The 18,005-nt window shown below is 68.2% G+C and carries 20 protein-coding genes; 9 read left to right on the top strand and 11 right to left on the bottom strand.

Annotated elements, in window-relative coordinates; genetic code table 11:
- Positions 1 to 17: 17 nt before the first annotated feature.
- Positions 18 to 620 (top strand): NAD(P)H:quinone oxidoreductase, encoded by a 603-nt coding sequence (wrbA, locus tag C7443_RS18390; RefSeq protein ID WP_110020322.1) that lies wholly within the window; start codon positions 18 to 20, stop codon positions 618 to 620.
- A gap of 38 nt (positions 621 to 658) precedes the next feature.
- Here the strand turns inward: wrbA and C7443_RS18385 are convergent, their stop codons facing one another.
- Positions 659 to 1,417, bottom strand: coding sequence for an SDR family oxidoreductase (locus C7443_RS18385; RefSeq protein WP_110020320.1), 759 nt, complete (start codon positions 1,415 to 1,417; stop codon positions 659 to 661).
- A gap of 391 nt (positions 1,418 to 1,808) precedes the next feature.
- On the opposite strand from C7443_RS18385, the gene C7443_RS18380 reads away from it, so the two are divergent.
- Together C7443_RS18380 and C7443_RS18375 are read left to right on the top strand one after the other, a co-directional pair.
- Positions 1,809 to 2,084, top strand: coding sequence for a hypothetical protein (locus C7443_RS18380; RefSeq protein WP_110020318.1), 276 nt, complete (start codon positions 1,809 to 1,811; stop codon positions 2,082 to 2,084).
- Positions 2,085 to 2,274: 190 nt separating this feature from the next.
- Positions 2,275 to 2,586 (top strand): serine/threonine protein kinase, encoded by a 312-nt coding sequence (locus C7443_RS18375; protein WP_110020317.1) that lies wholly within the window; start codon positions 2,275 to 2,277, stop codon positions 2,584 to 2,586.
- A gap of 91 nt (positions 2,587 to 2,677) precedes the next feature.
- On the opposite strand, the gene C7443_RS20215 is transcribed toward C7443_RS18375, so the two are convergent.
- The 4 genes from C7443_RS20215 to C7443_RS18360 all read right to left on the bottom strand — a co-directional run bounded on the left by C7443_RS20215 (position 2,678) and on the right by C7443_RS18360 (position 7,399).
- The gene (locus C7443_RS20215) at positions 2,678 to 2,845 is read right to left on the bottom strand and encodes a hypothetical protein (RefSeq protein WP_170123691.1); all 168 of its coding nucleotides are present in this window, start codon (positions 2,843 to 2,845) and stop codon (positions 2,678 to 2,680) included.
- 261 nt (positions 2,846 to 3,106) lie between these two features.
- Positions 3,107 to 4,243, bottom strand: coding sequence for an SGNH/GDSL hydrolase family protein (locus C7443_RS18370; RefSeq protein ID WP_110020315.1), 1,137 nt, complete (start codon positions 4,241 to 4,243; stop codon positions 3,107 to 3,109).
- A gap of 260 nt (positions 4,244 to 4,503) precedes the next feature.
- Positions 4,504 to 5,871: an aspartate aminotransferase family protein gene (locus tag C7443_RS18365; protein ID WP_110020313.1), complete on the bottom strand. Its 1,368-nt coding sequence runs from the start codon at positions 5,869 to 5,871 to the stop codon at positions 4,504 to 4,506.
- Positions 5,872 to 5,896: 25 nt separating this feature from the next.
- The gene (locus C7443_RS18360; RefSeq protein ID WP_425467112.1) at positions 5,897 to 7,399 is read right to left on the bottom strand and encodes an aldehyde dehydrogenase; all 1,503 of its coding nucleotides are present in this window, start codon (positions 7,397 to 7,399) and stop codon (positions 5,897 to 5,899) included.
- Between the two features lie 100 nt (positions 7,400 to 7,499).
- Between C7443_RS18360 and C7443_RS18355 the strand changes: the two genes are divergently transcribed.
- Both C7443_RS18355 and C7443_RS18350 read left to right on the top strand, forming a co-directional pair.
- On the top strand, positions 7,500 to 8,279 hold the full coding sequence (locus C7443_RS18355; RefSeq protein ID WP_246004715.1) for a gamma-glutamyl-gamma-aminobutyrate hydrolase family protein: 780 nt from the start codon (positions 7,500 to 7,502) through the stop codon (positions 8,277 to 8,279).
- Positions 8,280 to 8,299: 20 nt separating this feature from the next.
- Positions 8,300 to 8,731 (top strand): VOC family protein, encoded by a 432-nt coding sequence (locus C7443_RS18350; RefSeq protein ID WP_110020310.1) that lies wholly within the window; start codon positions 8,300 to 8,302, stop codon positions 8,729 to 8,731.
- Here C7443_RS18350 and C7443_RS18345 read toward each other — a convergent pair.
- The 5 genes from C7443_RS18345 to C7443_RS18325 form a co-directional block, all read right to left on the bottom strand.
- Entirely contained in the window at positions 8,722 to 9,540 is an 819-nt protein-coding gene (locus tag C7443_RS18345) for an anti-sigma factor family protein (RefSeq protein ID WP_110020308.1), read from the bottom strand. The two genes, C7443_RS18350 and C7443_RS18345, sit on opposite strands and share 10 nt — an antisense overlap.
- Entirely contained in the window at positions 9,537 to 10,046 is a 510-nt protein-coding gene (locus C7443_RS18340) for a sigma-70 family RNA polymerase sigma factor (RefSeq protein WP_110020346.1), read from the bottom strand. Before C7443_RS18340 ends, C7443_RS18345 begins: the two co-directional genes overlap by 4 nt.
- A gap of 78 nt (positions 10,047 to 10,124) precedes the next feature.
- Positions 10,125 to 10,469 carry a cupredoxin domain-containing protein gene (locus C7443_RS18335; RefSeq protein WP_110020307.1) on the bottom strand — a complete coding sequence of 115 codons (345 nt, stop codon included), beginning with the start codon at positions 10,467 to 10,469 and terminating at the stop codon, positions 10,125 to 10,127.
- Between the two features lie 18 nt (positions 10,470 to 10,487).
- A complete protein-coding gene (locus C7443_RS18330; RefSeq protein WP_110020305.1) occupies positions 10,488 to 11,441 on the bottom strand; it encodes a metallophosphoesterase family protein in 954 nt (317 codons plus the stop codon).
- 98 nt (positions 11,442 to 11,539) lie between these two features.
- Positions 11,540 to 12,229, bottom strand: coding sequence for a GntR family transcriptional regulator (locus C7443_RS18325; protein WP_110020304.1), 690 nt, complete (start codon positions 12,227 to 12,229; stop codon positions 11,540 to 11,542).
- 166 nt (positions 12,230 to 12,395) lie between these two features.
- Between C7443_RS18325 and C7443_RS18320 the strand changes: the two genes are divergently transcribed.
- Positions 12,396 to 13,781 carry a glutamine synthetase family protein gene (locus C7443_RS18320; protein ID WP_110020302.1) on the top strand — a complete coding sequence of 462 codons (1,386 nt, stop codon included), beginning with the start codon at positions 12,396 to 12,398 and terminating at the stop codon, positions 13,779 to 13,781.
- Here the strand turns inward: C7443_RS18320 and C7443_RS18315 are convergent.
- Positions 13,763 to 16,171 (bottom strand): ATP-binding protein, encoded by a 2,409-nt coding sequence (locus C7443_RS18315; RefSeq protein WP_170123690.1) that lies wholly within the window; start codon positions 16,169 to 16,171, stop codon positions 13,763 to 13,765. The two genes, C7443_RS18320 and C7443_RS18315, sit on opposite strands and share 19 nt — an antisense overlap.
- Positions 16,172 to 16,297: 126 nt before the next feature.
- Here C7443_RS18315 and mtgA point away from each other — a divergent pair, with 126 nt between their 5' ends.
- The 3 genes from mtgA (at position 16,298) to C7443_RS18300 (ending at position 17,952) form a co-directional block, all read left to right on the top strand.
- A complete protein-coding gene (gene mtgA / locus C7443_RS18310; RefSeq protein WP_110020299.1) occupies positions 16,298 to 17,005 on the top strand; it encodes a monofunctional biosynthetic peptidoglycan transglycosylase in 708 nt (235 codons plus the stop codon).
- An 11-nt stretch (positions 17,006 to 17,016) separates the two neighbouring features.
- A complete protein-coding gene (locus C7443_RS18305; protein WP_110020298.1) occupies positions 17,017 to 17,331 on the top strand; it encodes an Rdx family protein in 315 nt (104 codons plus the stop codon).
- Positions 17,332 to 17,427: 96 nt separating this feature from the next.
- Complete coding sequence (locus tag C7443_RS18300; RefSeq protein ID WP_110020296.1) at positions 17,428 to 17,952, top strand: disulfide bond formation protein B; 525 nt, start codon at positions 17,428 to 17,430, stop codon at positions 17,950 to 17,952.
- The last annotated feature ends 53 nt before the right edge of the window (positions 17,953 to 18,005 follow it).

The raw sequence follows: 18,005 nt of genomic DNA, 5'->3' as shown, positions 1-18,005 counted from the left end.
CCCGCAGGAGTCACGCCATGAGCAAGATTCTCGTCCTCTACTACAGCATGTACGGCCACATCGAAACGCTCGCCAGCGCCGTGGTTGAAGGTGCCGCCTCGGTGGCCGGTACCGCCGTGCTGCTCAAGCGCGTACCGGAGACGATGCCGGAAGACATCGCCCGCAAGGCCGGCGCCAAGCTCGATCAGACCGCGCCGGTGGCCACGCCCGCCGAGCTGGTGGACTACGACGCCATCATCTTCGGCACGCCGACACGTTTCGGGAACATGTGCTCGCAGATGCGCAGCTTCCTCGATCAGACCGGCGGGCTGTGGGCGCGCGGTGCGCTGGTCGGCAAGATCGGCAGCGTGTTCGCCTCCACCGGCACGCAGCACGGCGGTCAGGAGACGACGATCACTTCCTTCCACACCACGCTGCTGCATCACGGCATGGTCATCGTCGGCGTGCCCTACAGCTGCGCCGGGCTGGTCAATATGGACGAGATCACCGGCGGTACGCCCTACGGCGCCACCACGCTCGCCGGTGGTGACGGCAGTCGCCAGCCTTCGGCCAACGAGCTGGCGATCGCCCGCTTCCAGGGTGAACACGTCGCCACGCTGGCGGCGAAGCTGTTCGGCTGAAAGGGCCTGGCGCGCGGGCGTCACCGGCGCCCGCCGTCTCAGGCGTCGCGATGGATCGCGAAGTTGTTCCAGGCCTGCGTCACCGGCATCAGTTCCAGCGTGTTGATGTTCAGGTGCGGCGGCAGGTTGGCGATGTACCAGATGGTTTCGGCGATGTCCTCGGGCTGGATCGGGTGTGCACCCTGATACAGCGCGTCATAGCGCGTCTGGTCACCGCTGAAGCGCACCAGTGAGAACTCGCTTTCGCACAGGCCCGGCTCCAGATCGGTGACGCGCACGCCGGTGCCGAGTAGATCGCAGCGCAGGTTCAGTGAGAACTGCTTCACGAAGGCCTTGCTGGCGCCGTAGACATGGCTGCCGGGATACGGCCAGCGCCCGGCCACCGAACCGAGATTGACGATGGTGCCGCGGCCGCGGGCGATCAGCCCCGGCAGCAGCAGCCGGGTGCAGTACACCAGCCCCTTGATGTTGGTGTCGATCATCGTGTCCCAGTCATCGAGCGAGCAGCTCGGCGCCGGATCGGTGCCGAGCGCCAGGCCGGCGTTGTTGACCAGCACTTCGACGGCGGCAAACGGTTCCGGCAGTGCAGCGACGGCGGCCTCGACGGCGGCGCGGTCACGCACGTCGAGCACCAGCGTGTGCACCGCGCAGTGCGCGGCGAGTTCGGCGGCCAGCGCTTCGAGCCGCGGCTGGCGGCGGCCGGCAAGCACCAGATTCCAGCCCGCCTGGCCAAAGCGACGGGCGGTGGCGGCACCGAAGCCGGAGCTGGCACCGGTGATGAAGATCGTGGCGGGCATCTTGGGGAAACCTCGGTTCGTGACGGGGAAGGGACGCGGTCGCCGCGGCGCCGCACGAACACGGTAACGCCGATCGCTGCAGCCGGCGCGCTCTGAGGTCAGTCAATCGGTCTTGCAGCGCGGCGCTTGTCATCGGCTGCGTCATGGCTGCGATTCATGCCGCAGCGGCATGGAAACTATACCGATCCGCTGTCTTATCGGTATGCGGGATGAGGACAAGAATGCACCTCATCCACCGCAAGCACCTTGTACTGCGGCGTGACACAGCGAACTGCCGACACCCTGTGCGTGCCCGGGGCAGTTCAGGACAGCTTACCGGGTCGTCCATCCAACGCTCGCCGTTCAGACGGCAGGCCACGCGACCCGCATTGAATCGCCGAGGTTTTTCATCATGAATGCCAGACTTCTCGTCGCCGGCCTGCTGGCCGTTTCCGCCCTTTCCGTGGCCCATGCCGGGGAGCGCGACAGCTTCCCGTCTCCGTACTGGGCGGCGGGCATCGACAAGTACGCGCAGGGCGCCGAGCCGGCTCAGGCCACGCCGGCGTCGGTGCAGCAGACCCAGGGGCACGTCAGCCAGCAGGGCTGCGTGGTGGTGTTCCCCCTGGAGCCGCGCGTCGGCAACGACGGTCCGGTCCTGCCGGTGTGTGGTGAGTCCAGCCACGGCTGAGTCCTGTCGCGGCTGAGCGAACAGGCCCCGCAACGCGGGGCCTTTTGTTGTCCGCCGTCGACAAGCGCTTGAGTGGAGGGCGAAATCAAGGTATCCATGCAGTCACTGTGGTATTGCGCCGCAGCACGATTGCCGAGTCCGCTTTTTCGCCGTCGCAGCGTCCCCCTCGCGTGCCGGCTGGTGGCACGCCATGGATACTCCTGACGCCGACGATTACATGGAACTGTTCCGCCTCTATGGCGGTGATTTCTCCTCCGTCTATCTCGCGGAGGAAGATGAGCGTTACCGCCTGCTGTTCGATCAGATCTGCAAGCTGCTGGCGAAGCCGTCAGCGTTCAATCTCTCGCTGCCGCCGCAGTTTCGCCGTACCGCGATGCGCTGGCTCGATGGCGAGCCGCACACCGTGACGCATATGCGCGTCATCGAAAACCGTCATTTCATGCTGAGCGACCTGTTCGATTACATCGATCTGGTGCGCCGTGTCGGTACCGTGCGTGGCTGATGCGTGGGGCGGGGGCTGGTTGGCCGGTGAGGCCCCTCGCGGTCGGGCGTATCCGTGCCCAACGGCGAAAGGCGAGTTTCGGGTCTGCCGATCAGCGAGAAGAGACGGTGTCGTCGCTGGATGAAGAGGGACTGCTGCCCAGTGGGCTGGCCTGTTCGACGGGCTCGCTGAGTGCCGGCTGGCGCCAGTTTTCGAGCAACGCCATGCGTCGGGCGCGGTCCTGATGTCGCGCCGAGGGCGCTCCGTAACGGGTCTTCATGCTTTTTCTCCTTATAGTGTGCATGTTCATGGATGCCCCGAGCGGGGCGGCGGCAGCGTTCTGATCCGGCGAATCCTGCCTTGCATGCGTTGCCGCTGGCGTATTGACGCCAAAATCGCCCATCGGTTCCCGAAAGGCGCAAATTTCAAGCACATGCCGTGCCGTTATGTCTACCCGCAACTGCCTGTCGGTTGCGGGCGCCGTTTGTGCCGAGGCGGATTCGATCCTGTCATCAGCCGCCAGCCGAATCCGCCAGAGCACTCAGGCTGTCTGGGCGTGCCGGCGGAGCGCGCTCGGCAAACGCGGGCTGCCGTGGCCGGGACATACAGTGATTCGCCTCTGCTGACAGAAGATTGCCAGGCACAGCAGGCCGAGCGCCAGCAGGGGGAATTCGGAAGGCTCCGCGACGGGCAGCACGGTCGCCAACACCTGTGCGGCGAGTATCGCGTGTACGCCTGACGACGGATGCTCGGTGTCGAACAGCAGGTATTGCGACGGGGTGCTGCATGCCGACGGATTGGCCGGGTTGTAGATGCCGAGGAAATCGCCCAGATAGCAGCTGTCGGTGATGTTGGTGAGCCCGTAAGCGCTTGGGGTGGCGACGATTTCATCGAGTAATGCGAACGTGTCGAAGCGCATCAGATCGATGCCGCTGACGGCGTTCAGATGATTCCACAGCGCACTGTTGAGGCTTTGGGTCAGCTGCGAGACCAGCGCGGAGAAGCCGGCGACCGCGGCATCCGCCGCGAGTACCGAAGGCAGTTTGCCGATGTCGGGAACGTTCATCACCAGCAGATGCTGTACGCCACTGGCGATCAGCGCATCGATCGAGCTGATCAGGCTGGCCGCTGCGGCGTTGAGCTGGCTCAGGGCGTCACTCAGGCTGCCGCCGCTGGCGAGCGTCGCGACCGCGTCGAGCATGTCGTCCGAGCCGCCGAAGAAGATGTAGAGCGCATCGCTGTCGGCGGCGGCGCCGCCGAGTCCGCTGATGTAGGCGCCGACCTCGCCGGCGATCGATGAAGCATCGACGATCGGCTGCGGGATGCCGGACTGCAGCAAGGGCAGGTTATAGGCGCTGCGCGCGCCGCCAACGGCGTAGTTGCTCCCGCTCGCCGGCGCACCAAACATGTGCACGGATGGCAGCAATGGCGCGAGGCCGAGCCCGGCGGCCACCAGCTCGGCATACACCGGGCCGTCGCTGAAGCGTCCCTGATAATAGGGATCGGCGGGCAGCGTCAGCGGGCTGCCGGCTGCAAACTGGATCGCTGAAATGTTGCCGGTATCGGAGAGGCTGTCACCGAAGACATAGAGCGCAGAGTACGGTTGCGCAGCGGCCTGCGGTGGCGACAGCAGCGTGAAAACGACGAGCAGTAAAGCAGCAAAGTGCGGGCGCGACATGGTTGGACTTCTCCCTGAACAAGACCAACGGACGGTGACAGGCGCTATGCCACGACGTGCATCGGTCTTCCGGGATGAGTTCTGAGTCTGCGCACCGCACGGTCATCACGCACGCGGGGGGAGGTCGTGCGATCCATCGGATTTCCCTGCGCAAAACGATGACAGTGCTGGTGGATGCGGCGCTGCAGCAGTGAAGCTAGCTGAGCGCCGGATGGATAAATGTTAACAATTGTGTCATCTGTTCCGACAGCGGAACTTTTTTAATTGCGCAGACTTTTGGCTGTCAGATCAAGGCACTTCCAGGCCTTTTCGACCAGTTCGTCGATCTCGGCATGCGTCATCACCAGGGGCGGTGCGATGATCATCGTGTCGCCGACGGCACGCATCACCAGGCCGTTGTTGAAGCAGTGCTCGCGACAGCGCATGCCGACGTTGAGGTCTTCATCGAAGCGTTGGCGCGAGGCCTTGTCGGCGACGAGTTCGATCGCGCCGAAGAAGCCCAGCCCGCGCGCCTCGCCGACCAGCGGGTGCTCGGCCAGCGTGCCCCAGCGCTGCTGCAGATAGGGGCCGGCCTCTTCGCGCACGCGCTGGATGATCTGCTCCTCGCGCAGCAGGCGCAGATTTTCCAGCGCCACCGCGGCGGCGACCGGATGCCCGGAGTAGGTGAAGCCGTGGTAGAACTCGCCGCCCTCGCTGCCGAGCAGATCGCCGACACGCTCGCCGACCAGCACGCCGCCCATCGGCACATAGCCCGAGGTCAGGCCCTTGGCGATGGTCATCAGGTCGGGCTTGATGCCGTAGTACTCGGAGCCGAACCACTGGCCGGTGCGGCCGAAACCGCAGATGACTTCGTCGGCGACCAGCAGGATGCCGTAGCGGTCGCAGATCTTCTGGATTTCCGGCCAGTAGCTGGCCGGCGGAATGATGACGCCGCCGGCGCCCTGGATCGGCTCGGCGAAGAAAGCCGCGACGCGCTCCGGGCCGAGCTCCTCGATCTTGTCCGCCAGCTGGCGGGCGCGGGCGAGGCCGAATTCCTCCGGGCTCAGATCGCCGCCCTCACCGAACCAGAACGGCTGCTCGATGTGCACGATGCCGCCGACCGGGTAGGCCAGCTGCTTGTGCATCGCGCCCATGCCGCCGAGGCTGGCGCCGCCGATGGTCGAGCCGTGGTAGCCGTTCTTGCGGCCGATGATGATGTTGCGCTGCGGCTGATCGCGCAGCTGCCAGTAGCGCCAGATCATGCGGATCGCGGTATCGACCGACTCCGAGCCGGAGCCGGTGAAGAACACGCGCGTGACGTGCGCCGGCGCCAGCTCCACCAGCTGGCGCGCCAGCTCGATCGCCGGCGGGTGCGCGGTCTGGAAGAAGTTGTTGTAGTACGGCAGCTCCAGCATCTGCCGGCCGGCGACCTCGGCCAGCTCGCGGCGGCCATAGCCGACGTTGACGCACCACAGGCCGGACATGCCGTCGAGGATGCGCTGACCGTCGACGTCATACAGGTAGACACCCTCGGCACGGGTGATGATGCGCGAGCCCTTGGCCGTCAGGTCGGCGTAGTCGGTGAACGGATGCAGATGATGGGCGCTGTCGAGCGCCTGCCATTCGGCCTTGCTGCGGGAAGTGGTCATCAGGGTTCTCCTGCGGGATGCCGGCTCAGTCGCCGAGGCGCATCCACACGGTTTTCAGTTCGGTGTACTTGTCGAAGGCATGCAGGGACTTGTCGCGGCCGATGCCGGACTGCTTGTAGCCGCCGAACGGCGTGGTGATGTCGTCGGCATCGAAGCAGTTGACCCACACCAGCCCGGCCCGCAGGCGCGCGGCCATGCGATGTGCGGTGTTCAGGTCGCTGGTCCACACCGCGGCGGCGAGGCCGTAGATGGTGTCGTTGGCGACCTGCAGTGCGGCTTCGGCGCCGTCGACCTCGATTACCGACAGCACCGGGCCGAAGATTTCCTCCTGGGCGATGCGCATGCGGTTGTCGACGCCGTCGAATACCGTCGGTTCGACGAAGAAGCCGCCGCTGTCACGCCGCGCCGCCTGGCCGCCGAGCACCACCTGCGCGCCGGCGTCACGACCGGCGTCGATGTAGCCGAGCACGCGCCGCCACTGCTCCTCGCTGACCAGCGCGCCGAGCCGGGTGGCCGGATCGAGCGGATCGCCCGGCATCAGCGTGCGGCCGACCTCGACGATCTTGGCGACGACGCGCTCCTTGAGCGAACGGTCGACGATCAGCCGCGAGCCGGCGGTGCACATCTCGCCCTGATTGAAGAAGATGCCCCAGGCCGCGGCGGTGGCGGCAGCGTCGGGGTCAGGGCAGTCGGCGAGGATGACGTGCGGCGTCTTGCCGCCGCATTCGAGCCAGACCTGCTTCATGTTCGAGCGTCCGGCGAACTGCAGGAACAGCTTGCCGACCTCGGTCGAGCCGGTGAAGCCGAGGCAGTCGACATCCATGTGCAGGCCGAGCGCCTGGCCGGCGGTCGGGCCGAAGCCGGTGACGACGTTGAGCACGCCCGGCGGCAGGCCGGCTTCGAGCGCCAGCTCGGCGAGCTTGAGCGCCGACAGCGGTGATTGCTCGGCGGGCTTGAGCACCACGCTGTTGCCGGCGGCCAGCGCCGGGCCGAGCTTCCACGCCGCCATGATCAGCGGGAAGTTCCACGGCACGACGATGGCGACGACACCGACCGGCTCGCGGCGGATCAGCGCCAGCGTGTTGTCGGCGGTCGGCGCGACCTCGTCATAGACCTTGTCGATGGCCTCGGCGTACCAGGTGATGCAGCGCGCCGTCGCCGGCACGTCGATGCGTGTGGCGTCGTTGATCGGTTTGCCGACGTTGAGCGTCTCCAGCAGCGCCAGCTCGGCGGCATTGGCTTCGATCAGCTCGGCCCAGCGGCGCAGGATGCGCTTGCGCTGCGCCGGCGGTTTCCCGGCCCAGCGGCGGTCCTCGAAGGCGGCGCGCGCGGCGGCGACGGCGCGGTCGACGTCGGCGGCATCGCCTTCGGCGACCTGGGCGAAGACCTGGCCGCTGGCCGGATTGACACAGTCGAAGCGGCGACCGCTGGCAGCCTCCTGCCATTCACCGCCGATCAGCAACTGCGTGCGCGGCTGGAGCGTCGCGGCGAACGCCGACCACTCGGCCTGGGTGCGGGGCATCTCCATGGGAATCTCCGTGAGCGCTGAGTCTGCGAAAATGTGATCACATTATACGGGGCGCATGCGAGAATGCGAGCCAGCCCTGCGCACGTACCGGAGATCCACCGTGAGCCACCGTCTGCCCGTCATCGGTCTGCTGGCCGACGTCAAGACCATCGGCCAGCATCCGTTCCACGCCGTCACCGAGAAATACATCGACGCCGTCGCCCATGGCGCCCGCGCCCTGCCGCTGCTGATTCCGGCCGGCGGTGCCGGCCGCGACCTGCAGGCGCTGGATACGCTCTACGGCGCGGAGGAACTGCTCGAACGCCTCGACGGCCTGTTCCTGCCCGGCAGCCTGTCGAACGTCGCGCCGCCGCTGTATGGCGCGCCGGCCGATCCGCAGATGCTCGGCGACGCCCAGCGCGACGCCACCTCGCTGGCGCTGATCCGCGCCGCGATCGCCCGTGGCGTGCCGCTGTTCGCCGTCTGCCGCGGTTTTCAGGAGCTCAACGTCGCCCTCGGCGGCACGCTGCACCCGCGCCTCCATGAAATTCCCGGCCGCCTCGATCACTGCGAGCCGGCCGATCAGCCGCGCGAGGTGCAGTACGCGCCGGCGCACCCGGTGCGGCTGCTGGCCGGCGGCGTGCTCGCCGGGCTCGCCGGCAGCGAGCAGGCGATGGTCAACTCGCTGCACTGGCAGGGCGTGGCGACCCTGGCGCCGGGGCTGATCGTCGAGGCGCTGGCGCCGGACGGTCAGGTCGAGGCCGCCCGCGTGGCCGCGGCGTCGGCGTTCGCGCTCGGCGTGCAGTGGCACCCGGAGTGGAAATTCCGCGACAACCCCTTGTCGAGCGCGCTGTTCGCGGCCTTCGGTGAAGCGGCGCGGCAGCGTTTGCAGGGGCGCTAGGGCGACGAGGAGGCGCACCGATGATCGAAGTCTGCGGTATCGATCACATCTACATCAGCGTCAGCGATCTGCCGCGCGCCGAGGCATTCTACGATCGCGTGCTGCTCGACGTGCTCGGGTTTCGCAAGAACCGCTTCACGCTCGCCGGCGACGCGCACGTGCAGTACTACAACCGCCATTTCGGCTACGTGCTGCGTCCGGCGCGCAGCAGTGCCCGCTTCGACGCGTATGCGCCCGGGCTGCATCACGTCTGCCTGCGCGTCGACATGCCCGCCGATGTCGAGGCGGTTGCCGCGCGCCTGCGCGCCGCCGGCATCGAGGCGTCGGCAGCGGCCTGCTATGCCGAATACGCGCCGGATTACTGGGCGACGTTTTTTCGCGACCCCGACGGCATCGAGCTGGAAGTGACCAATTACCGTGCCGAGCGCCGCGAGCGGCACGATCACTGGTGAGCGGCAGCCTCGCCGCTGCCACCGCTGCGCTCGGCGGCGCGGTAGCGGCTGACGAAGTCCTCCAGCCCGGTGCGGTCGATGTCGGATACCGCCAGATGCGCCAGCCCGTGCTCGCGCCAGCTCAGCACCGCATAGCCGGCGACCGGCGTCAGCTGCGGTGTGGCGTCGTCGGTCGCGCCTGAGCTCAGCGGCCGCAGGCTGAGGCTGATCATGTGCTCACGGTGGCCGTAGACCAGCGTCGGCACCGCCTGACCGCCGATGACTTCGATGCGCGCGCCGAGCAGCGGGTAGCCGGCGGCGGCGAGATCGATGACCGTCGGCGCGATGCCGAGGCGGCTGCTCAGCCAGGGCTTGACGGTGTGGCGGTCGGAGGAGGCGACGTCGAGCGTGTGCTGGGACAGCAGCGCGCGGCGATGGCCGGCGGCGGCGGCCTCGATCCAGTCGTCCCCGCTGCGCGGCGCGAAGCTGAGCCAGCTCGCCGTGCCGGCCAGCAGCGCGCCGAGCACGGCGCTGGCGGCGAGCGCCGGCCAGGGCTGGCGGCGGGCGCGGCGGGCTGCAGGTGGCGCGGCTGGCGGCAGGAATTCACCCAGCCGCGCGTGCAGTGCCGGGCTGGCGGTGGCCGGCGGCAGGCTCTGCAGCGCCTGCTGCAGGGCGCGCAGGCGCTCGGCTTCGGCTCGCAGCGCCGGCCGGGCGGCCAGACGGCGGGCCAGTTCGAGGCTGCCGGCGGTGTCGAGTTCGCCGTCGAGTTCGGCCTGCAGCAGCAGGCGGTCGTGCTCGTCGAGCGGCGCTCGCGGGGTGTCGTCGTTCATGGGCGTCTCCGGCCGAGGCGGCGCAGCAGTTGCGCGCGGGCGCGGGCGAGGCGGGACATCACCGTGCCGATCGGCACGGCGGTCAGCTCGGCGATCTGGCGATAGTCCAGGCCGTTGAATTCGCGCAGTACCAGCGTCTCACGAAACACGCTCGGCAGCTCGGCGACGGCCTGGTGCAGCGCCTGCGCATCGGCGGCGGCGATCAGTGCGGCCTGCGGGTCGGGCGCCGGCTGGCGGGCGAAGCCGGGGATCTCGACGGCGCCGTGCAGCGCCTCGGCGGCGGCCGGGTCGTCGTCGCGCAGCTGCAGGTGCGGGCGGTGGCGGGCCAGCCAGGAATACGCGGTGTTGCGCACGATGGTGAGGAACCAGGCGCGCGCATCGCCGCCGGCGTAGCCGCCGATTGCGGCGAAGGCGCGGGCGCAGGCTTCCTGCACGATGTCTTCGGCATCGGCGTGATTGCCGCTCAGCCAGCGCGCCAGCGCCACGCCGCCGTCGAGTTGCGGCATCACCACCTCGGCGAAGCGCTGCCGCGCCCGTTGAGTGTCACTGTTCACCTTGCCTCCGCGCGCTCGCTGTGCCCGCGCTCAGGGGCGGACGCTGATGTGGCCCTGCATGTGCGGATGCAGGCCGCAGACGTAGTCGAACTCGCCACTGCTCGGGAAGCGGCTGCGGTAGCTGTCGTCCTGATCGAGCGCCGGCGAGCGCAAATGGGCGTCGGCACCGACGCCGACGATGTTGTGGGGTACGGCGTCGGCGTTCTTCCAGATGACCTCGGTGCCGGGGGCGATGACCAGATTGCGCGGCTCGAAGGCGTAGTCGTGGATCAGCACGGTGACCTGCGTCGCGGCGCTGGCCGGGGCGCACAGCAACAGTGCCAGCGGCAGGGCGGCGAGGCGGCGGGTGATGCAGCGGAGGGACAGGGCGGACATGGCGGCTCTCCTCGCGGTTCAGGCCTGGGCCAGGGGCAGATCGTCGAAACGCGGCGCGCTGCCGCCGGCGAAGCGGATGTCGCGGATGCCGAGCACGCTGCGCAGGCGCTCGGCCGGCACCGTCAGCGGGCCGGGATTGGTGGCGCTGCCCGGTGCCGGCTGCGGATAGGCGGTGGAAAACGCGGTGTGGAAGCTGACCTGGCCTTCGACTTTCTGCAGCGTCTGGTGGATGTGACCGTTGAGCACCGTCACCGAGCCGAAACGGCGCAGCAGCGCCAGCGCCTGCGCGGCGTCATCGGTGCCCCAGCCCCAGTCGGCGTAGATTGTCCACAGCGGGATGTGCGCGAAGACCACGATCGGCGTCGACGCGGCCAGTCCCTTGACGTCCCGCGCCAGCCAGTCGAGTTGCTCGCTACCGAGTCGGCCAAGGCCGCCGGGCTTGAAGTCGAGCACGTTGACCAGGCCGATGAAGTGCACGCCGTGCTGCTCGAAGCTGTACCAGCCGCCGCCCTGCGTGCCGCGGCCGTAGCGCTGTCGCCACAGTGCGCCGCCGTCGGCATCGAGCACATCGTGCTCACCGGGTACGTAGAAGGTGTCGAGCCCGGCGGCGCCGATCAGCTGCGCGGCGGTGTCGAATTCCTCGGGTTTCGACAGGTGGCTGACGTCGCCGGTGTGCAGCATCAGTGTTGGGCGTGGCTGCAGCGCACGCACCTTGTCGATGGCGAGCTGCAGCGTTGCCTGCGTGTCCGGGTTGGCGGCCTTGTTGAAGCCGACGTGCGTGTCGCTGATCTGGACGAAGCTGAAGGTTTCGCTGGCGGCCTGCGCCTCGCCGATCGCGCCGAGCAGCGTCGGCACGCCACCGCGCAGCGCCCACAGCGCGCCGCTGCCGGACCACAGCAGGCATTGCAGCGCGCGGCGGCGGTTCAGGCGCGGGCCGGGGAGGGTGGCATCCGGGGTGGATTCATCGTGCATCGCGGCGTCTCCGCAAGGCCCGCCAGTCGGGCCGTTATCGAGGAGACGGCGTGGTGTGCGGGCTTATTCCCGCTTTTTGCTGCCGCGCTTCGCGCGGCTCAGCTGCCGGCGCGGTACAGGCGCAGCAGTTCTTCCTGACCGATCGAGCCCATGCCGTCGCGGATGTCGCCTTCGATCGCCAGGCGCAGCGCCAGCGCGTCGCGGCGGGTGATGGCGTCGAGCGCCTCGACGTGGCGGTCGAGCACGTAACTGGCGCCGATGCGCCCGAGCATCATGCGCATGAACGGACCGAACTGCAGCCACAGGCTTTCGATCAGCGGAATCAACACCTGCGAATGGCCGGCGCGGTACAGCGTCAGGTGAAAAGCCTGGTTCTTCAGCAGGTAGCGCTCGACTTCGCCGGCCGCCAGCGCGGCGTCGATCTCGGCATCGATGCGCTGCAGCTGTGTCAGGCACTCGGTATCGATCGCCGGTAGTGCGCGCACCGCTGCCAGCGGCTCCAGCGCCAGCCGTGCCGCGGCCAGCTCTTCAAGCCGGGCCGGGGTCATCTTCGGCACGCTGACGCGGCGGTTCGGCAGCAGTTCGAGCGCGCGCTCGGCAACCAGCCGGCGCAGCGCCTCGCGCGCCGGCATCAGGCTGGTGCCGAGCATTTCGGCGATGCCGCGGATGGTCAGCGCGTGGCCGGGGACGAAACGCCCGCACATGATCGCGGTGCGCAGCGACTGGTAGGCCTGCTCCTGCAGGGTGGCGCCGCAGCCGCGCTCGGCGGGGTTCAGCGCGGCAGACATGGGTGTGTCGGCATCAGGCGGTGTACTCGACAGGTTCGTGACAATGTGATCACAATCTGCCGGATTTTTTGTGATCACAACCGTCGCGTCAAGCGCACACCGCGCCACGGCGCGCCCGTCCATCCCGACCGGGGAGGGCGGCCGTAAAGACCCAAGGGGAATTTCGATGAACGCCAACGCGACACCCGCCACGGCCCGCGAAGAAGTCGAGCAGTTCCTGCAGCTCCACCCCGACATTGAAGTGTTCGAGATGCTGATCCCGGACACCAACGGCGTGCTGCGCGGCAAGTGGATTCCACGCAGCGCCGTGACCCGCTTCGCCGAGCACGGCATGCGCATGCCGGCTTCGGTGTTCGCCCTCGACATCTGGGGCAATGACGTCCTTGAGAGTGGCATCGTGCTGGAAACCGGCGATCGCGACAGCGTGTGCATGCCGGTGCCCGGTTCGCTGACGCTGGTACCCTGGCTGCGCCGGCCGACCGCACAGATGCTGATGACCATGCGCGAGCCCGACGGCGCGCCGTTCTTCGGTGATCCGCGGTATGTGCTCGCCAGCGTGCTGGCGCGCTTCGCCGAGATGGGGCTGACGCCGGTGGTCGCGCTTGAGCTGGAGTTTTATCTGCTCGACCGCGAGGCGGCGGCGGATGGTTCGCCACAGCCGCCGATCTCGCCAAGCAACAGCCGCCGGCAGTGGACCTCGCAGGTCTACGGCATCGACGAGCTGCACGAATTCGAGGACTTCTTCGACGCCGTCTCGCGCGCCTGCGCGCTGCAGAACCTGCCGGTCGACACCACCGTCGCCGAGCAGGCGCCGAGCCAGTTCGAGATCAACCTCAAGCACCAGCCCGACGCCATCCTCGCCGCCGACAACGCCGTGCTGCTCAAGCGCGTCATCAAAGGTGCCGCGCAGCAGTACCAGATGGCGGCGACCTTCATGGCCAAGCCCTACGGCGAGCTGGCCGGCAACGGCATGCATATCCATTTCAGCCTGCTCGATCAGCAGGGCCGCAACGTGTTTGATGACGGCAGCCATCAGGGCAGCCCGCTGCTGCGTCATGCCATCGCCGGCATGGTGACGACGATGCGCGAGACGATGTGCTTCTACGCGCCGAACACCAATTCCTTCCGCCGTTTCCAGCCCGGCAGCCATGCGCCGATCGCCGCCACCTGGGGGTATGACAACCGCTCGACGGCGCTGCGCATTCCCTCCGGCGACACCAACGCGATGCGCGTCGAGCACCGTGTCGCCGGCGCCGATGCCAATCCCTACCTGGCACTGGCGGCGATGCTCGGCGGAGCCTGGCACGGCATCGTCAATCGCCTCGACCCCGGTGAGCCGACCAGCGGCAACGCCCATGAGTGCGAGCACGTGCCGATGCTGCCGACGGCGCTCAAGCACGCGCTGGAGATTTTCGATCGTTCGGTGTGGCTGCCGCAGGTGTTCGGCGAGTCCTATCACCAGCTCTACAGCGCCTGCCGCTGGCAGGAGCTGGAGAAGTTCGGCCGCCAGGTGACGCCGCTCGAATACGAGTCCTACTTGCGCACGGTCTGAATCACCCGCTGGCTGCAGGGGTTGTTTGCGGCCCGCCGGCACCAGCGTGCCAGCGCGCGCTGCAGATCGGCGGTGGTGAACGGCTTGCTGATGTAGTCATCCATGCCGGCGGCCAGATAGCGCTCGCGGTCGCCGCGCACGGCATGTGCGGTCAGCGCGACGATTGGCGTGCGGGCGCGGTCGCTCTTGGCTTCCATTGCGCGGATCTCGCGGGTGGCGTCGAGGCCGTCGAGTACCGGCATCTGCCCGTCCATGAACACCAGGTCGTAGTCGCCGTCGCGTACCGCGTCGACCGCATCGCGACCGTTGTCGACCGAGGTCACGGTGCAGCCGAGTTCACGCAGCATCGTGCGCGCCACTTCCTCGTTGATGGCGTTGTCCTCGGCCAGCAGTACACGGGCAGCGCAGCGCAGAGTGCCGGCCGGCAGCGGTGGCGGCGTTGCGGCGGTGGGCTTGCGTTCGCGGCAGCGGCCGAGCGCGGCGAGCAGCGCCGCGTCCGGCGGCGGCCAGCCGTTGAGCACTTCGCAGCGGCCGCCCGGCGCCGCTTCGGTGTCGCCAAGCAACAGCAGTGGCAGCTCGAAGGCCTGCAGCCGTTCGCCGAGCTCGGTCAGCGTTGCGGCAGGCAGGCCGGCGTGGGCCAGCAGTGCGCCACAGGGGGTCGAGGCGCCGGCCTGGCGGGCGAGCCGGTCGAAGGCGCTGGCGGCATCGTCGGCAGCACAGTCGATGATCCCCCAGCGCTGCAGGCGGGCGTGCAGCTCGTTGCAGCGCGCCTCGGGAAACCCGACCAGCACCACACGCATGCCGCGCAGGGGTTCGGCCTGCGGCTCCGCCGCCGTGCTGACGCATTTGATCTGCACGGTGAACCAGAAACTGGTGCCCTGACCGGGAGCGCTGCTCAGGCCGATCTGGCCGCCCATGCGCTCGACCAGCTGGCGGGCGATGGTCAGGCCCAGCCCGGTGCCGCCGTGGCGGCGGGTGCTCGACGGGTCGGTCTGGGTGAAGGCGTCGAAGATGCGCGCCTGATCTTCTGCGGCGATGCCGATGCCGGTGTCGCTGACTTCGAAGCCCAGGGTGACGTGGCCATGGCGTCCGGCGAGCGCGTCGACGCGCACGCGAATCTGCCCGCTGGGCGTGAACTTGAGCGCGTTCGACAACAGATTGCCGAGGATCTGGCCGAGGCGGCCGGGGTCGCCGCGGACGTGGCTCGGCAGGTGCGCGGCGAAGCGGGTGCTCAGCTCCAGGCCACGGCGGCGGGCTTCCTCGCGGTAGAGTTCGAGGGTCTGTTCGAGCTGCGGGCGCAGCTCGAAGTCGGCTTCCTCCAGTTCGAAGCGGCCGGCTTCGATGCGCGAGAGGTCGAGGATGTCGTTGATGATGCCGAGCAGCGTCTGCCCGGAGCGCTGAATCAGGCCGGTGAGCTGCTGCTGGCGCTCGTTGAGCGCGGTGTGGCGCAGCAGCTCGGTCATGCCGAGCATGCCGTTCATCGGCGTGCGGATCTCGTGGCTGACGTTGGCGAGGAACTGCGACTTGGCGCGACTGGCAGCCTCGGCGCGTTCTTTCTGCTCGCGCAGTTCGACCACCAGCGACTGCAGTTCGCGATTGGTGGCGATCAGCTCATGCGTGCGTCGCTCGACGTCCTCGGCCAGGCGGGCGCTGTAGCGCGCCAGCTCGCCGTCGCGGCTCTGGATCTGTTCGAGCATGTCGTTGAAGCCGCCGACCAGCGCGCCGAGCTCGTCCTGGGTATCGGCTTCGACGCGCACCGCGTAGTCACGGGTGTCGCTGACGCGCTTCATCGCCAGCTGCAGGCGCAGGATCGGCCCGGAGATGATGCGCTGCAGCTTCGAGGCGATCAGGACTGCGAAGATAAAAGAACCGAGCATCAGCAGTGCCAGCAGCAGCATGTAGCGGCCGAGGCTGGCGTACAGCTCGCCGAAATCCGCTGCCAGGTGCAGTGTGCCGACCACCTGCCATTCGATCAGTACCGGCTTGATCAGGTGCACCTGACCGCTGGCCTCAAGGAAGCGGTGGCCGCCCTCGGTGGCGGGGCCGAAGCGCGAATCGTCCGGCATTTCGCCGCTGCCCGGACGGTGGTAGGCGGCGAAGATGCGCCCGTCCGGCGTGGTCAGCACGGCATAGACGATGTTGCTCTTGCTGCGCAGCGCGTCGAAGGTTTCCAGCGCTGACAGCGGATCATTCAGTGACAGCGCTGCGCGCGAGCTCGATGCGATGACATCGGCCAGTGCGGCGAGCTGCGAGCGGGTGGTGCGCTGCAGGGTCAGCGCCTCGTTGACGGCCATTGCCACCATCGCCAGGAACAGCACGCTGCCGGCAGTCAGCAGCATGATGCCCATCAGCTTGTGGCGGATCGACAGTCGGGTAAAGGCGTCGAGCATGGTGTCCCTTGCGGCTCGCGTCGCGGCGGCCGGCCGCGCCCGCCCCGGCGGAGCGTCGGCGTAGTGTACGGTCTCCTGAGCGGCTGGTGGCTGCCGCGGCCCGCAGGTGGCGGGCATACTGCACCGATGAATGAGCTTATCCGCACAGGGTGGCGGCGTCTGTGGCGCTGGACACTGGGAACGCTGGCTGCCGCCATCGTGGCGAGTGTGCTGTGGGTCTGGGCGCTGGGCGAGTGGGCACCGCCGTTCAGTGCCTTCATGCTTGCTGACTGGCTCGAAGAGCCCTCGCGCAGCCTGCCGGCGCAGCACTGGGTGCCGCTGGCGGCGATCAGCGGGCAGCTTGGCGTGGCGGTGATCGCCGCCGAGGACCAGCGCTTTCCCGAGCATCACGGCTTTGATCTGGTCGAGATCCGCAAGGCGATCGAGCAGGCGCGCGAGGACGGCGAGGCGCCGCGTGGTGCCAGCACCATCAGCCAGCAGGTGGCGAAGAACCTGTTCCTGTGGAGCGGGCGCAGCTACCTGCGCAAGGCGCTGGAGGTATGGTTCACGCTGCTGATCGAGACGCTCTGGGACAAGCGCCGCATCCTGGAAATGTATTTGAACTTCGCGCAGTTCGGTGATCATGTCTATGGTGCCGAGGCCGCCGCACGGCGCTATTTCGGCAAGGCCGCCTGGGATCTGTCCGCCGCCGAGGCCGCACGCATGGCCGCGGTGCTGCCCAATCCGCTGCGCTATCGCCTCGATGCGCCGGATGCCCACGTGCGCCGGCGCGTACAGTGGATCCTCGGACAGATGAACAATCTCGGCGGCCCGGCTTTTCTCGAACGACTCTGAGGTGGCATCCGATGCAGTCAACGCCCGTCGTCCCCGTCCGTCCGCGCGTCGACATCACCTACTGCACGCAGTGCCGCTGGCTGCTGCGTGCCGCCTGGCTGGCGCAGGAGCTGCTCAGCACCTTTGATACCGATCTCGGAGAAGTCGCGCTGATCCCCGGCACCGGCGGCGTCTTCGAAGTGCGTGTCGACGGCGTCAACGTCTGGTCGCGCAAAGGCGAGGGCCGCTTTCCGGAGGCCAAGGAACTCAAACAGCGGGTGCGTGACCTGATCGACCCCGAGCGCGACCTCGGTCATGCTGACCGCAAGCCCGCCGATCGCAGCTGAATCCATCCGAACCGGCGGCGGTGTGGTGCGCTCGAAGCGGGCGCACCACACCGGCACAGACCGGTCCTGTCTTCCACCCTTGCGAGAACTTCCGTCATGCCCGTCGCTTCCGTCGTTCCCAGCGGCCGCCGTCCGGTATCGCCGCGCCTGTTCAACATGCTGGGCTTTCTGGCCTGCCTGCTGTCGCTGCTGTTCGCGGTCTACCTGCAGATGTTCGAGCACATCGAACCCTGCCCGCTGTGCATCCTGCAGCGCATCGCCATCTTTGCGCTCGGCATCGTCTTCGTCGTCGCCGCACTGCACGATCCGCACGGCTGGGGCAGCCGCATCTATGCACTGCTGATCCTGCTTGCCGCCGGCGCCGGCGCCGGCGTCGCCGGCCGGCAGGTCTGGCTGCAGAGCCTGCCAGCCGATCAGGTGCCGGCCTGCGGCCCTGGCTTCGACTATCTGGTCGAGAATTTCCCGCTGCTGGAGGCGCTCGGCACGATCATGCGCGGCTCCGGTGACTGCGCGAAGATCGACTGGACGCTGTTCGGTTTTGCGATGCCGGTGTGGACGCTGGCGCTGTTCAGCGCACTCGGCCTGGTCGGGGCCGTGCGTAACTGGATGGGAACGCGCTGAGGTCGGGAGCGAGGCTGCGATTGCCGGTGGCAATGCCGGCATTTGCAGGATTG

The organism is Plasticicumulans acidivorans (assembly GCF_003182095.1).
Taxonomy (GTDB): Bacteria; Pseudomonadota; Gammaproteobacteria; order Competibacterales; family Competibacteraceae; genus Plasticicumulans; species Plasticicumulans acidivorans.
Note: the sequence above shows the minus strand (reverse complement) of the source record. Positions and strands in the feature narration are given on the sequence as shown.